Origin of the sequence: Streptomyces sp. SudanB5_2050, from assembly GCF_964272335.1 — a bacterium.
Lineage (GTDB): Bacteria > Actinomycetota > Actinomycetes > Streptomycetales > Streptomycetaceae > Streptomyces > Streptomyces rochei.
The window spans coordinates 1,516,995-1,530,981 of sequence record NZ_OZ186760.1 but is presented as its reverse complement, the minus strand read 5'-3'; the positions used below and the strand labels follow the sequence as shown (position 1 = coordinate 1,530,981).

Annotated in this window: 14 protein-coding genes; 8 read left to right on the top strand and 6 right to left on the bottom strand. The window is 73.0% G+C overall.

Annotation, left to right across the window (positions count from 1 at the left end; translation table 11 throughout):
- Positions 1-268: 268 nt before the first annotated feature.
- A complete protein-coding gene (locus tag ACFZP7_RS06720) occupies positions 269-889 on the bottom strand; it encodes a uridine kinase (RefSeq protein WP_030973105.1) in 621 nt (206 codons plus the stop codon).
- Positions 890-1,126: 237 nt separating this feature from the next.
- On the opposite strand from ACFZP7_RS06720, the gene ACFZP7_RS06715 reads away from it, so the two are divergent.
- The 3 genes from ACFZP7_RS06715 (at position 1,127) to ACFZP7_RS06705 (ending at position 3,525) form a co-directional block, all read left to right on the top strand.
- Positions 1,127-2,506: a peptidase C39 family protein gene (locus tag ACFZP7_RS06715; protein ID WP_371848645.1), complete on the top strand. Its 1,380-nt coding sequence runs from the start codon at positions 1,127-1,129 to the stop codon at positions 2,504-2,506.
- 139 nt (positions 2,507-2,645) lie between these two features.
- Positions 2,646-2,786, top strand: a complete 141-nt coding sequence (locus ACFZP7_RS06710) for an SCO1431 family membrane protein (protein WP_019325027.1) — start codon at positions 2,646-2,648, stop codon at positions 2,784-2,786.
- Positions 2,787-2,868: 82 nt separating this feature from the next.
- The gene (locus ACFZP7_RS06705; RefSeq protein ID WP_385634078.1) at positions 2,869-3,525 is read left to right on the top strand and encodes a TetR/AcrR family transcriptional regulator; all 657 of its coding nucleotides are present in this window, start codon (positions 2,869-2,871) and stop codon (positions 3,523-3,525) included.
- Between the two features lie 133 nt (positions 3,526-3,658).
- On the opposite strand, the gene ACFZP7_RS06700 is transcribed toward ACFZP7_RS06705, so the two are convergent.
- Positions 3,659-4,918: a glycoside hydrolase family 18 protein gene (locus ACFZP7_RS06700; protein WP_385634077.1), complete on the bottom strand. Its 1,260-nt coding sequence runs from the start codon at positions 4,916-4,918 to the stop codon at positions 3,659-3,661.
- 357 nt (positions 4,919-5,275) lie between these two features.
- On the opposite strand from ACFZP7_RS06700, the gene ACFZP7_RS06695 reads away from it, so the two are divergent.
- Positions 5,276-6,448: an acyl-CoA dehydrogenase family protein gene (locus tag ACFZP7_RS06695; RefSeq protein WP_046248697.1), complete on the top strand. Its 1,173-nt coding sequence runs from the start codon at positions 5,276-5,278 to the stop codon at positions 6,446-6,448.
- Here ACFZP7_RS06695 and ACFZP7_RS06690 read toward each other — a convergent pair.
- Both ACFZP7_RS06690 and ACFZP7_RS06685 read right to left on the bottom strand, forming a co-directional pair.
- Positions 6,411-6,614, bottom strand: coding sequence for a hypothetical protein (locus tag ACFZP7_RS06690; protein WP_223779788.1), 204 nt, complete (start codon positions 6,612-6,614; stop codon positions 6,411-6,413). The genes ACFZP7_RS06695 and ACFZP7_RS06690 overlap by 38 nt on opposite strands.
- 341 nt (positions 6,615-6,955) lie before the next feature.
- The gene (locus ACFZP7_RS06685; protein ID WP_019325022.1) at positions 6,956-7,393 is read right to left on the bottom strand and encodes a hypothetical protein; all 438 of its coding nucleotides are present in this window, start codon (positions 7,391-7,393) and stop codon (positions 6,956-6,958) included.
- A 262-nt stretch (positions 7,394-7,655) separates the two neighbouring features.
- Here ACFZP7_RS06685 and ACFZP7_RS06680 point away from each other — a divergent pair, with 262 nt between their 5' ends.
- From ACFZP7_RS06680 to fxsA, 4 genes are all read left to right on the top strand, one after another.
- On the top strand, positions 7,656-8,096 hold the full coding sequence (locus ACFZP7_RS06680; protein WP_385634076.1) for an Lrp/AsnC family transcriptional regulator: 441 nt from the start codon (positions 7,656-7,658) through the stop codon (positions 8,094-8,096).
- A 100-nt stretch (positions 8,097-8,196) separates the two neighbouring features.
- On the top strand, positions 8,197-9,810 hold the full coding sequence (locus ACFZP7_RS06675) for an amidohydrolase (protein ID WP_019325020.1): 1,614 nt from the start codon (positions 8,197-8,199) through the stop codon (positions 9,808-9,810).
- Between the two features lie 526 nt (positions 9,811-10,336).
- Entirely contained in the window at positions 10,337-11,185 is an 849-nt protein-coding gene (locus ACFZP7_RS06670) for a polyprenol monophosphomannose synthase (protein WP_019325019.1), read from the top strand.
- Positions 11,186-11,231: 46 nt separating this feature from the next.
- Positions 11,232-11,810: an FxsA family membrane protein gene (gene fxsA / locus ACFZP7_RS06665; protein WP_282392449.1), complete on the top strand. Its 579-nt coding sequence runs from the start codon at positions 11,232-11,234 to the stop codon at positions 11,808-11,810.
- Positions 11,811-11,974: 164 nt separating this feature from the next.
- Here the strand turns inward: fxsA and ACFZP7_RS06660 are convergent, their stop codons facing one another.
- Together ACFZP7_RS06660 and ACFZP7_RS06655 are read right to left on the bottom strand one after the other, a co-directional pair.
- Positions 11,975-12,349 (bottom strand): RNA polymerase-binding protein RbpA, encoded by a 375-nt coding sequence (locus tag ACFZP7_RS06660; RefSeq protein ID WP_003977404.1) that lies wholly within the window; start codon positions 12,347-12,349, stop codon positions 11,975-11,977.
- Between the two features lie 277 nt (positions 12,350-12,626).
- Positions 12,627-13,976, bottom strand: coding sequence for an MFS transporter (locus ACFZP7_RS06655; RefSeq protein WP_127439486.1), 1,350 nt, complete (start codon positions 13,974-13,976; stop codon positions 12,627-12,629).
- Positions 13,977-13,987: the final 11 nt, after the last annotated feature.

Here is a 13,987-nt window from a genome sequence, read left to right as displayed (position 1 = left end):
AGGGCGCCGGGGAGGCCCGTTCCACGAGGTGGGAGGCGGTCCTGAAGGAGGCGGGGCATCACTGAGGGTGATCGGATCGCCTCGCGGAGCAGCCACGGAACGGGCTCAGGGCAGAACGAAGCCCCCGATCACGGGGGAACAACCGGGGGCTTCGCGTCTGCGGGCGGTCTCGATCGACCGCACATTCAGAACGTAAGACCTGTACGGGCCCCGGGTCAAGCGGAGTTGGGGCACTCCGGCGCGTTGCCCGCCGGCGATCTTCACGAGTTCACCACATTGCGGATGGTCCGTCACGGTGAGTGAGGAACCAGGGAGGGGAGGCGCATCCCGCAGGCCCCGGCAGCACCTCGTACCCCTCCTCGCTCTGACGCACCAGAAGGTGCGCGAAGGGGCGCGACGGGTCGGCGGCGAAGTGCCGGCGCTCCGCCGGAATCCACCCGTCCCAGAACGTCCGCTGCTCCGCTCCGTCGCGCGCCCGTCCGCGCTCCCACGCCTGGGCCGGGGGCAACTCCATCCACAGCAGCCCGGCCAGATACGGGCGGAGCGCCTCGCGCCCCGCTCCCACGCCCTCGATCAGGACCACCGGGGCGGGCGGCAGGGGGCGGGGCGCCGAGAAGTCGCGGGCCCGCCAGTCGTAGGGGGTGTAGTGCGCGGTGTCCCCGCGCCGCAGCGGCTCGATCACCTGGGTGAGCAGTCGTCCGGTCCAGTCGAAGAGCGCGTCGTGGCTGGCGATGTCGTCGAGGTGCAGCACCGGCGCGCCGCCCAGCGCGGCGGCCAGTCGCCCGGCGAACGTGGACTTCCCCGAACCGGCGTGCCCGTCCACGCCGATCAGGCGCACGGGACCGCAGGAGGGCGGGAGCCGGCGGAGCTGGGCTGCGAGGTCGTGGATGGCGGGTCCCGGGCGGCGCGAGGGGGCGGACGGCGTTCGCCCCGCACTCTAACCGCGTCCGGCGAGGCGGCCGCGTCCTGGCCGGCCGCCGCCGGCCCGCCCGCGCCACTGGTCGACACCAATGTTCATGGCGTGGCGTGTGCAGAAGTGCTGGCAGGAGTGCGCGCCTACGGCCATAGTTGGCGCACGACCGTGCATCGGACCCGCCCGAATCGGACACCTGGGGGTCTTCCGCCCATGAGCAGAGCCGAACAGCCGTCGCGCAGAACCGTCCTGGCCGCCGCGGTCGCCGCCGCCGTGACCGGCGCTGCGATCCCGGCCACCGCCGAAGCCGCGCCCGGTACGGAGGCGGGCCGGGCCGACCCCGACGGCGCCCCCGCCGCCCAGGTCGACTACCGCGCCTGGACCACCTTCCGCGACTGGCGGTCCGGGACCGCGCGGGGCACCCGTCCCGTGGCCGGGGCCCGGCCCGGTGTGGTGATCGGCGCCCCGGCGGGCCGCACCGACTACACCGACCCGCACACCGGCCGGACCGCCGCCTGGGAGTACGCCACCTGGACCTCGCCCGTCCACCGGCTCTCCGTGCCCGCGACCGAGGTCATCGCCTCCTGGAACGCGCACACCCCGTCCGGCACCTGGATCCAGATCGAGCTGAAGGGCACCTACTCCGACGGCACGGACACGCCCTGGTACGTGATGGGCCGCTGGACGGCCGGCGACGGCGACCAGGACATCCGGCGCACCTCGGTCGACGACCAGGGCGACGGCCGGAGCAGCGTCTGGACCGACACCTTCGCGATCGACGACGCCTCCACGGGGCTGCGCCTGACCTCCTACCGTCTCCGGCTCACCCTGCACCGCAGGCCCGGCACGAGGACCACGCCCACCGTGTGGCGGCTCGGCGCGATGGGCTCCGACGTGCCGGACCGCTTCACGGTCCCCGCCTCCACCCCCGGCCTCGCCCAGGAACTGCGCGTGCCCCGCTACTCGCAGGAGATCCACAAGGGGCAGTACCCGGAGTACGACAACGGCGGCGAGGCGTGGTGCAGCCCCACCTCCTCACAGATGATCATCGAGTACTGGGGCGGCCGGCTCACCGAGGACCAACTCGCCTGGGTCGACCCCTCCTACGCCGACCCGCAGGTCTGCCACGCGGCCCGGTACACCTACGACTACCAGTACGCCGGCTGCGGCAACTGGCCCTTCAACGCCGCCTACGCGGCCACCTTCGACGGGCTCCAGGGCGTGGTCACCCGCCTCGGCTCCCTCACCGACCTGGAGACGCTGATCGCGGCCGGCATCCCGGCCATCACGTCCCAGTCGTTCCTCGCGGAGGAGCTGACCGGGGCCGGTTACGGCACCTCAGGGCATCTGATGACCGTGATCGGCTTCACGGCCGACGGCGACGTGATCGCCAACGACCCCGCCTCGGACGACAACGAGGCGGTGCGCCGGGTCTACAAGCGGCGCGAGTGGGAGAACATCTGGCTAAGGACCAAGCGGTACAACGCCAGTGGCAAGGTCGTCTCCGGCACCGGCGGCGTCTGCTACCTGTACTTCCCGGCGCACCCCAGCCCGCGCCAGCGCAGGGCCCTGGCGGCGGTGGGGGTGCGCTGACGGCATCCCGACGACGGCCCCCGGCCTCATGGCCGGGGGCTCGCCTGTGACCAACGTCTCCGCCGCGCAGGCCGTTCGCGATGGCAAGGTGGACAGGGTTCCGGGGGGCCCACCGAACGCCGGAGAGCAGCGAGACGTCATGACCGCACACACCGCCACCGCCGCCCGTGTCCGTACCGGCGGACCCAAGGACGACGGCCCGAAGATCCTCGAGCACGTCATGGGCTGGACCCTCGTCGTGGTGCTCGCGATGCTCGTGGTGCAGCTGGGCCTGCTGTGACGTGACCCTCATGTGACCTGCCCCACGTCCCGACCTGCCATACTGCGGGTGTCCCGCCCCCCGTAGGAGACCAGGGTCGAAATTGAATATCAGTCAACAGCGCGCCGACGCCCGTCCCCGGGCGCGCGGTACCGAGCGCTCGCTGGCACGCCGCGCCGAACTCATCGCCATCGGGCGGAGGTTGTTCGCCGACACGTCCTACGACGCGCTGTCGATGGACGACATCGCCCGGCAGGCGCATGTCGCCAAAGGGCTGATCTACTACTACTTCCAGTCCAAGCGGGGTTACTACCTGGCGATCATCCAGGACTCCGTCGCCGATCTGGTCACCACCGCCGCGGGCGGCACCGACCTGCCCCAGGTGGACCGCGTCCACCGCACCATCGACGGCTACCTGCGCTACGCCGAGCACCATCAGGCCGCCTACCGCACCATCGTCAGCGGCGGCGTGGGCTTCGACGCCGAGGTCCATGCCGTCCGGGACGGCGTGCGCGAGGCGATCGTCGCCACCATCGCCGAGGGGGCGTACGGCCGCTCGGACATCGGGCCGCTGGCCCGCATGGGCCTGCTCGCCTGGGTGTGCAGCGTCGAGGGCGCCACCCTGGACTGGATCGGCCGGCCCGAACTGTCCCGGGACACCATGCGCGATCTGCTGGTGAAGTCGCTGGGCGGCACCCTGCGCGCCATCGAGGAGCTGGACCCCTCCTGCCCGGCCCCGCCCGCCGCGCGCCGCGACTGACGCGACTGACGAGGGCCGGCGACCGGGCCGCGGACGCGCGGAGGTCCCTGCCGGAGGCGGGGACCCGAGCCGGAAGGGCGGAGAGCCGAGCCGGCCTCCGCCCTTCCGCCCCCCGTGGTGCGGGCGCGCGCGGTCAGTCGATCGCCTTGATCAGCTCACCGTCCGCGGTGTCGCCGCTCAGCTCCCAGAAGAACGTGCCGCCCAGTCCCTGCTCGTTCTTGTAGGCCATCTTGGTCGCGATGGTCTGCGGAGTGTCGTAGCTCCACCAGTCGCTGCCGCACTTGGCGTAGGCGGTGCCGGCCACCGTGCCGGTCGCCGGGCACGTGCTCTTCAGCACCTTGTAGTCCTCGATGCCGTTCTCGTAGGTGCCCTTCGCCGGGCCGGTCGCGGTGCCGCCCGGCTCCGACCGGGTGACACCGGTCCAGCCGCGGCCGTAGAAGCCGAGTCCGAGCAGGAGCTTGGAGGGCGGAACGCCGAGCCCCTTGAGCTTCGCGATCGTCGCCGAGGTGTGGAAGCCCTCCTTCGGGATGCCGGCGTACGAGGTGAGCGCCGAGTGCGGGGCGGTCGGGCCGGCGGCGTCCCAGGCGCCGAAGAAGTCGTACGTCATCGGGTTGTACCAGTCGACGTACTGCGCCGCCCCCGCGTAGTCGGCCGCGTCGATCTTGCCGCCGGCGGTCGCGTCGGCCGTGATCGCCGCGGTGACCAGGTAGTCCGGGCCGAATTCGGCGCGCAGGGCCTTCATCAGCTCGGGGAAGGCCTCCCGGCCGCTGGTGTCGCAGGTCAGCCCGCAGGCGTTCGGGTACTCCCAGTCGATGTCGATGCCGTCGAAGACGTCGGCCCACCGGGAGTTCTCGACCAGGTCGCGGCAGGACTCGGCGAAGGCGGCCGGGTTCTCGGCGGCCTCGGCGAAACCGCCCGACCAGGTCCAGCCGCCGAAGGACCAGAGGATCTTGAGGTCGGGGTGCTTCTTCTTCAGCTCGAGCAGCTGGTTGAAGTTGCCGCGCAACGGCTGGTCCCAGGTGTCGGCGACCCCGTCGACGGACTCGGCCGCCGTGTACGCCCGGTCGGTGGCCGCGTAGGCGTCGCCCATGGCGCACTTGCCGCCGGTGACGTTGCCGAAGGCGTAGTTGATGTGGGTCAGGCGGGCACCGGAGCCGGACGTCTCGATGTTCTTGACGTAGTACTTCCGGTCGTAGGTGCCCCATTCGGTGAAGTAGCCGACGACCTTCGAGCCCGCCGCGGCCGACGCGGAGTGCGTGGCCCGGGTGTCGGGCGCGGCCGTGGCCGCGGTGGTGCCGGCGCCGGCCAGCAGCCCCGCGCCGAGGGCGGCGGCACACAGCGCGGAGAGGAGCGCCCGCAGGGAGCGGGCGCGGGGGAGGTGCGGGACGTGCATCGGGTGTCTCCTCGTGGGGGGAAGAGGGAACGCGCGCCGATTGGCATGAACGCGGTAAGGCGTTCGGGCCGTCACCGTAGAAGGACTAGACCAGTCGGGTCAATGGTGCGGACCATCTTCGGGCCCACCGACCGGAATTCGGCCCTCCGGGCGTGCTCCGACCCTTTCTTGAAGTAAGCGGTCGTTAACTGGTGACGCCATGCGTCCGATCGGGCATACTCACAGCGCACAGCCGCTGGTCAGCCGCTTCCGCGACCCGGGAGTGCGAGCATCGGCCAGGCCGAACAGAGCCGGCGGAACCGCCTCCACCCAAGGCGCACGTCCGCCGTTGCGCCCGACAGGGAGGAGAGCGTCGCCATGCCCGACCGCGCCCCGCAGCCGGTGGACCGGCAACTGCCCACGGACGAGGCACGGGACCTGATCTCACTCGTCCGCGAGATCGCGCAGCGTGAGATCGCCCCGAGGGCGGCCGAGGAGGAGGACGCCGGGACCTTCCCGCGCGAGGTGTTCGCCCTGCTCTCCGACTCCGGCCTGCTCGGCCTGCCCTACGACGCCGAGCACGGCGGCGGGGAGCAGCCGTACGAGGTGTACCTCCAGGTCCTCGAAGAGCTGGCCGCGGCCCGCCTCACCGTCGGCCTCGGCGTCAGCGTCCACACCCTCGCCTCCTACGCGCTCGCCGCCTACGGCACCAAGGAGCAGCAGGCCGAGCACCTGCCCGCGATGCTCGGCGGCGGCCTGCTCGGCGCCTACTGCCTCTCCGAGCCCTCCTCCGGCTCGGACGCGGCCTCCCTGCGCACCAAGGCGGTGCGGGAGGGCGGCGAGTGGGTGCTCAGCGGCACCAAGGCGTGGATCACGCACGGCGGCATCGCCGACTTCTACACGGTGATGGCCCGCACGGGGGAGGACGGCCCGCGCGGCATCACCGCCTTCCTGGTGCCCGGCGACGCCGAGGGGCTGAGCGCCGCGGTGCCGGAGAAGAAGATGGGGCTCAAGGGCTCACCCACCGCACAGGTCCACTTCGACGGCGTGCGGGTGCCCGACGCGCGGCGGATCGGTGAGGAGGGCCAGGGGTTCGCCATCGCCCTGTCCGCGCTCGACTCCGGGCGGCTCGGCATCGCCGCCTGCGCGATCGGGGTGGCCCAGGCGGCGCTCGACACGGCGGTGGCCTACGCGGCCGAGCGGCGGCAGTTCGGCAAGCCGATCGTCGACTTCCAGGGGCTGCGCTTCATGCTCGCCGACATGGCGACCCAGATCGAGGCCGGCCGCGCGCTCTGTCTGTCGGCGGCACGGCTGCGGGACGCCGGACTGCCCTTCGCCAAGCAGGCGGCGATGGCCAAACTGCACTGCACCGACACGGCGATGCGGGTCACCACCGACGCCGTGCAGATCCTCGGCGGCTACGGCTACACCGCGGACTTCCCGGCCGAACGCTACATGCGCGAGGCCAAGGTGCTGCAGATCGTCGAGGGCACCAACCAGATCCAGCGGATGGTCATCGCCCGTCATCTCGCGGGTCCCGAGGAACGCTGAAGTCGCCGGTGACGCGGAAACTGCCGGTGGCGCCGAAACCGCCGGCGGCACCGAAGTCGCCAGTGGTGAAGAAGTCCCCGAGCCCGCGCGGAGGCGCCGCGAGCCTCACCCACTCGGGGTCGTCGCGCCCCGGCAGGGTGCGGCCGCGATCGGCCCAGGCGCGCATCAGCTCACGGTAGATCGGCGGGTCCGGGAGCTGCGGGGCCGGCGGGACCGGACCGGCGGGCACCGGGACGAACACGCGGCGCCGAGGCCCGGTCGCCGAGTACGTGGGGGTCATACCAGGGCAACGCGGCGAAGTGCGGACAGGTCACCGCTCCGCGGAATCGAGAGTGAGTTCGCGGGCGTCCGGCACCGGTCCGCGTGTGCCGCGGCCGGTCCGCCCCGTCGTCGGCGCGCGCCCCTCCCTGCGGTCCGGCCGTCGGCGCGCCGCCCCCGCCCCCGTGGGCGCCGGGGCGGCGCGCCGACCGCGTCCGTGTGGGTACGGGGCGGCGCGCCGCACGCGTCCTAGGCCGCCTCGCGCCGCATCGTCGGCACCCGCATCGGGCGCGAGCCCGGGCCGCCGACGTGGGAGAAGGGCTGGGTCCGCCAGTCCAGGCCCCGCGGGAGCGTCAACAGCAGCGCGGTGTCCTGCTCGTGCGGCTGGAACGACTCGTCGGCGGGGCGGGCCTCGGCGGCCCGGCGGCCGGTGCCGGCGCAGACCGTGAGCCCGAACGGATTCCACGGCGAGGCGCACAGCGCGTGCTCCGGCAGCACCTCCTCGTCCGCCAGGAGCGCGATGGGCTGCGCGCAGTCCGGGCAGATCACCCGGTACATCTCGAAGGTGTCGTAGGCGTCGAGTTCCTCGTCGTCGTAGGCGTCGGGTTCGACGCCCTCCGATACGGGCTCGACGACCGGCTGCTGCCGCTTGGACGCGGAACGACCAGGGCGCTTAAGACTCTGCATGGGATTCTCCCCCTCGGGCTGGGCCGTGACGGCACTGCGGCCTCGACCACAGCAAGCACTTCCCGTCCCCCCTCCGGGGTAATCACGAGAACATCACGGAGACCGCGCCGGAGGTGTGGTCTTCGTCACATGCCCCTCGCGGGTGCCCGGGGCACCGGGTCCCGCTCCGCCCGCCGGCCGACTCCCCGTCACATCACGAACCGGGTATGACCTGGACCGCTCGGGTATCCGAGGAGATCAACCGCACTGTAGGTTCTCCGCCATGGAGGAGCTGGACCGACAGATCGTGCAGCTGCTCGTCAAGGACGGGCGGATGAGCTACACGGACCTGGGCAAGGCCACGGGCCTGTCCACATCGGCCGTGCACCAGCGGGTGCGGCGGCTGGAGCAGCGCGGGGTCATCCGCGGCTACGCCGCGGTCGTCGATCCGGAGGCCGTCGGACTGCCGATGACCGCCTTCATCTCCGTGAAACCCTTCGACCCCAGCGCGCCCGACGACATCGCGGACCGCCTGGCCGGCGTACCGGAGATCGAGGCGTGCCACAGCGTGGCGGGCGAGGAGAACTACATCCTCAAGGTACGGGTGTCGACCCCGCACGAGCTGGAGGAACTCCTCGCCCGGGTGCGCTCCCTGGCCGGCGTCTCGACCCGGACCACCGTCGTGCTCTCCACGCCGTACGAGGCCAGGCCGCCCCGGGTCTGAGGACCGGCGCGACGGGAGCGTGGCCGTACGGGCCGCCCGTGACCCGTACAGGGGCGACCTGCGTGCCGGGCGCGCCCCGCGAGGGGCGAGACTGGTCTCCATGAGTGAGTCCACCGCCTCGTCCACCGCGTCCACCACCGTCCTGCTGCGCCGCGGCGAGGTGCACAGTCCCGCCGACCCCTTCGCGACGGCGATGGTCGTCGAACGCGGCCAGGTCGCCTGGGTCGGCTCCGAGGGCGCCGCGGACGCCTTCGCCGACGGCGTGGACGAGGTGATCGACCTGGACGGCGCCCTGGTCACCCCGGCGTTCACCGACGCACACGTGCACACGACGTCCACCGGCCTCGCCCTCACCGGCCTGGACCTTACCGGCGCCCCCACCCGCGAGGCCGCCCTCGCCCTCGTCCGCGACTTCGCCGCGGCCCGCCCGGCGGACCGGGTGCTCCTCGGCCACGGCTGGGACGCCTCCCGGTGGCCCGACGGGCAGCCCCCGACCCGCGCCGAGCTGGACGAGGCCACCGGTGGGCGCCCCCTCTACCTCAGCCGCATCGACGTCCACTCGGCCGTCGTCACCACCGCCCTGCTCGACCTCGTCCCCGGCGACGTCACCCGTGCGGACGGCCCGCTCACCGCCGACGCCCACCACGCCGTGCGCGCCGCCGCCCTCGGGGCCCTCGCCCCCGCCCAGCGCACCGAGGCCCAGCGCGCCGCCCTCGCGCACGCCGCCTCCCTCGGCATCGGAACCGTTCACGAATGCGCAGGCCCGGACATCTCCTCCGAGGACGACCTCACCGGGCTGCTGCGGCTGGCGGCCTCGGAGCCCGGCCCGCGCGTGATCGGCTACTGGGCCGAACAGGACGTCGACAAGGCGCGCGAGCTGGGCGCGGTCGGCGCCGCCGGTGACCTCTTCGTCGACGGCGCCCTCGGCTCGCACACCGCCTGCCTGCACGAGCCGTACGCCGACGCCGGACACACCGGCACCGCCTACCTGGACGCCGACGCCGTCGCCGCCCATGTCGTCACCTGCACCGAGGCCGGCCTCCAGGCGGGCTTCCACGCCATCGGCGACGCCGCCGTCACCGCCGTGGTCCGGGGGGTGCGCGCCGCCGCCGACAAGCTCGGCCTCGCCCGGGTCCGCGCCGCCCGACACCGCGTGGAACACGCCGAGATGCTCACCCCCGAACACATCGCGGCCTTCGCCGAGCTGGGCCTGACCGCCTCCGTCCAGCCCGCCTTCGACGCCCTGTGGGGCGGCGAGGACGGCATGTACGCCCGGCGCCTGGGCGCCGAACGGGCCCGCACCCTCAACCCCTACGCGGCCCTGCTGCGCGCCGGGGTCCCGCTCGCCTTCGGCTCCGACAGCCCGGTCACGCCCCTCGACCCGTGGGGGACCGTCCGGGCCGCGGCCTTCCACCGCACGCCCGAGCACCGCGTCTCCGTCCGGGCGGCCTTCACCGCGCACACGCGCGGCGGCTGGCGGGCGATCGGGCGCGACGACGCGGGCGTCCTGGTGCCGGGCGCACCCGCCGACTACGCCGTGTGGCGCACGGGCGCGCTCGTGGTCCAGGCCCCCGACGACCGGGTGGCCCGCTGGTCGACCGACCCGCGCTCCGGCACGCCCGGGCTGCCCGACCTGACTCCGGGCGGTGACCTGCCGGTCTGCCTGCGCACCGTGGTGGGCGGCCGGACGGTGTTCGTACGGCCGGGCGAGTGATCCACGCGGCCGACGGGGCGATGATCTTCTCCCGTCCGCGACCTGCGCATCCTCCGCGCTGACCTGCGCATTGGCAGGGAAGTCGCAGGTCGAACGACTGTTGACAGGCGACGGCGGGGGGCCGGTAGGTTCGGCCGGGTCCACCACCGGACGCCCGACCGGGGAAGCCTCCGCGCGCGCGTCGCGGCGCCGCTGGGTCAGGGACGGTGTGCCGCACCGGGGCACCGCCACTGGGAGCCAGGCTCAGCGCTCGCGCCGTGACGACGGAACGTTCCGGACGGTCGGGAGGTGTGACCCGGGTGGGGCCCGGGCGCTCAGTAGACAACGGCCTAGGTCGACCCGCAGCCGGCGGGTCCCGGGTCGGCCCGAAGGGCGCCGGGCCCCCATCCGCCGTGCAAACGGTCCCGAATCGCCTATCCCTACCCCGGCCCGGGGAAAACAACACCCCTTTGCGGACGTCCTGTCACGTCACCGCAGGCCGTGGCCATTATGGTGGTCCTCTGCGTACGGACTCGAAGGGACAGCGGTGAACGACGGCGACGGGACGCCCGCGGCGGCGGGGCAGGGGAGGCGGTTCGGTCCCCTGGGCACGGCCTTGGTGATCATCCCGACCTACAACGAGGCGGAGAACATCAAGGCGATCGTCTCGCGCGTGCGCGAGGCGGTCCCCGAGGCGCACGTCCTGGTGGCCGACGACAACAGCCCCGACGGCACCGGCAAGCTCGCCGACGAACTGGCGGCCGAGGACGACCACGTCCAGGTCCTGCACCGCAAGGGCAAGGAAGGACTGGGCGCCGCCTACCTCGCGGGCTTCCGCTGGGGACTGGAGCACGGCTACGGCGTGTTGATCGAGATGGACGCCGACGGCTCGCACCAGCCCGAGGAGCTGCCCCGTCTGCTGACCGCCCTCAAGGGCGCCGACCTGGTGCTGGGCTCCCGCTGGGTGCCCGGCGGCCGGGTGGTGAACTGGCCCAAGTCCCGCGAGTTCATCTCCCGCGGCGGCAGCATGTACTCGCGCCTCGCGCTGGACCTGCCGCTGCGCGACATCACAGGCGGCTACCGGGCCTTCCGCCGCGAGACGCTGGAGGGGCTGGGCCTGGACGAGGTGGCCTCCCAGGGGTACTGCTTCCAGGTCGACCTCGCCCGCCGGGCGATCAAGGCCGGCTACCACGTCGTCGAGGTGCCGATCACGTTCGTCGAGCGCGAGCACGGTGACTCGAAGATGAGCCGCGACATCCTCGTGGAGGCGCTGTGGCGGGTCACCACGTGGGGTGTGGGGGAGCGGGTCGGCAAGGTCCTCGGCCGCGACCGGCAGCCCGAGCGCCCGGTGGACACCCCCGACGGGCCGGCGCGGTCCACGGAGGAGAAGGGCTGATCGCCCCCTTATGCCGCGCTGAGCCGGGGCCAGGCACACTGGAAGCATGACGACTGGCGCTCAGACCCCCAGGTCCCCCGCCCGGCCCCCGCGCTCCAGGCTGCGCACGTTCCTGCCGCTGGGCTTCGCCGCGTGGCTGGTGCTGGAGATCTGGCTGCTGACCGTGGTGGCGGGCGCCTCCAGCGGGTTCGTGGTCTTCCTGCTGCTGGTGGCGGGCGTCGTCCTCGGGTCCGTGGTGATCAAGGCGGCCGGCCGCCGCGCCTTCCGCAGCCTCCAGGAGACCGTCCGGCAGCAGCAGTCCGGCGTCATGCCCGGAGCCGTGCCGGGCGGCAACAGCGAGGGCAACGGTCTGATGATGCTGGGCGGCCTGCTCATCGTCATCCCCGGCCTGATCTCGGACGCGCTGGGCCTGCTCATGCTGCTGCCCCCCGTCCAGAAGGCGGTGAGCCGCTATGCGGAGCGGACGGTGGAGCGCAAGCTCCGCGAGGCCGGTCCGGGCACGCTGGGCGACGCCTTCCGCCAGGCCCGCATGCACCGGCCGGACGGCAAGGTCGTCCAGGGCGAGGTCGTCCGGGACGAGCCGGGCGACGCCCCGCAGGGACCCCGCCCACCGCTGACGCACTGAGCGCTCCGCAGGCGCGCCGGGGGCCGGTCCACGCGCCCGTGCGCGCCCGTCGGCGCGCCGGGACCCGGCGGCACGGCAAAACCGCGGGTGCCGTACGTGAGATCACGTACGGCACCCGCGGTGTTGTCGATGTGTCGTCTACGGTTTCCCGTCACGCACCTTTGTCACGCACTCTTGCGGCTGTCTCGCGGGTGCACCGCGATGTTCATCGCGCCGGAGCGCAGAACCGCCAGCCGCTCCTCGAGGACCTCTTCGAGTTCCTCGCGGGTGCGCCGCTCCATCAGCATGTCCCAGTGTGTACGCGCGGGCTTGGCCTTCTTCTCCTCAGGGCCGTCGCCGTCCACCAGGAGTGCCTGGGCCCCGCAGACCTTGCACTCCCACTCCGGCGGGATCTCCGCCTCGACCGAGAAGGGCATCTCGAACCGGTGCCCCTTCTCGCATGCGTACTCCACGGCCTGGCGCGGGGCCAGGTCGATGCCGCGGTCCGTCTCGTAGCTGGTCACCACGAGGCGCGTGCCGCGAAGAGCTCGCTCACTCATGAATCGTGCCTCCCGGGCTTGTCGCCCACAGGACAGGTGTCGCTGTCGTCGTCATCCGGTCAACGTCCGGGCGGCGGTAAAGATTCCCGTCCCGACTCCCGATCCGGGCCCTGCGTCGCCGTCGCAGCCGCAGCCTTGCAACCAGTGCAGTACCCGCCGACGTCCGGTTTGTCACCTCTGCTGGCAGGTGTGACATAGCGATTCGGCACCTTTGACGCGCAGTAACGGTACGCCTGGCAGGCCAAACGCGTACACTACAGCCCTTTCGCGCCGAGTGCTAAATCCTTTCGGGTACCGGGTTGCCCGCGTCGCCGATCGCCCGGCGCACCGGCACCCGCGCGAGCAGCGCGAAACCGATGACGAAGAACGCCACCAGCGAGACGATCGCGTCGCGGTAGCTCCCCGTCAGCTGGTAGGTGAGCCCGAACAGCAGCGGCCCCAGCCAGCTCATCCCGCGGTCGCTCAGCTCGTACGCCGCGAAGTACTCGGCCTCCTTGCCGGGCGGGACCAGATGGGAGAACAGGGAGCGGGACAGCGCCTGGCTGCCGCCGAGGACCAGCCCGATCCCGGCGGCTAGCGCGAAGAACCAGCCCGGCGCCCCGGCCGGCAGGAAGTACCCGGCCGCCAGCGTCACCGTCCAGGCGACCAGTGACCCGAGGATCGTCCGCTTGGCCCCGTACCTCCGCGCCAGCCGCCCCAGCGCCAGGGCGCCCGCCACCGCGAGCACCTGGACCAGCAGCACCGCCACGATGAGCGTGGACTGGCCGAGGCCCAGTTCCTCGGAGCCGTACACGGACGCCTGGGAGATCACCGTCTGGATGCCGTCGTTGTAGACGAGATAGGCCAGCAGGAACGCCAGGGTCAGCGGGTGGCGCCGCATGTCGCGGACGGTCGCGGCGAGCTGCCGGAACCCGGGCAGGGCGGAGCCCTCCCGCGCGGGGGCACGGCGGTCGCGCAGCCGCCGCAGCGGGACGAGCGCGAACGCGCCCCACCACAGTCCGGCGGAGGCCAGGCAGACGCGGACCGCCTCGCTCTCGGTCAGCCCGAAGGAGTCGTGGCCGGTGTAGAGGACCAGGTTGGCGACGAGGACCAGGGCCCCGGCCGCGTAGCCGAAGGCCCACCCGCGCGAGGAGACCGCGTCACGCTCCTCGGGCGGGGCGATCTGGGGCAGGTAGGAGTTGTAGAGCATCATCGCCACGGACTGCGCGGCGTTCGCCACGACCAGCAGCAGGCCGCCCAGCAGATAGCGGTCGCCGTCCAGGAAGAACATCCCGGTGGTGGCCGCGGCGCCGGTGTACGCGGCGGCGGCCAGCAGCGGCTTCTTGCGGCCCGAGCGGTCGGCGGCGGCGCCCACCAGGGGCATCACCAGCACCGCCACGATCACCGACAGGGACACCGAGTAGGCGAAGAACGACCCGGCGCGCACGGGTACGCCCAGCGGGTGCACGTACCCGTCCGCGTCCGCCGCCGCCCGGGCGACCGAGGTCAGGTAGGGCCCCAGGAACACGGTGACCACGCTGGTCGAGTAGACCGAGCACGCCCAGTCGTAGAAGTACCAGCCGCGCTGCTCGCGCCGTCGGCCGGCGGCGTCGTCGGCCGCGTCCGTCCGCAGGGTGTCGGTGCCCACCCGTGCCCTCG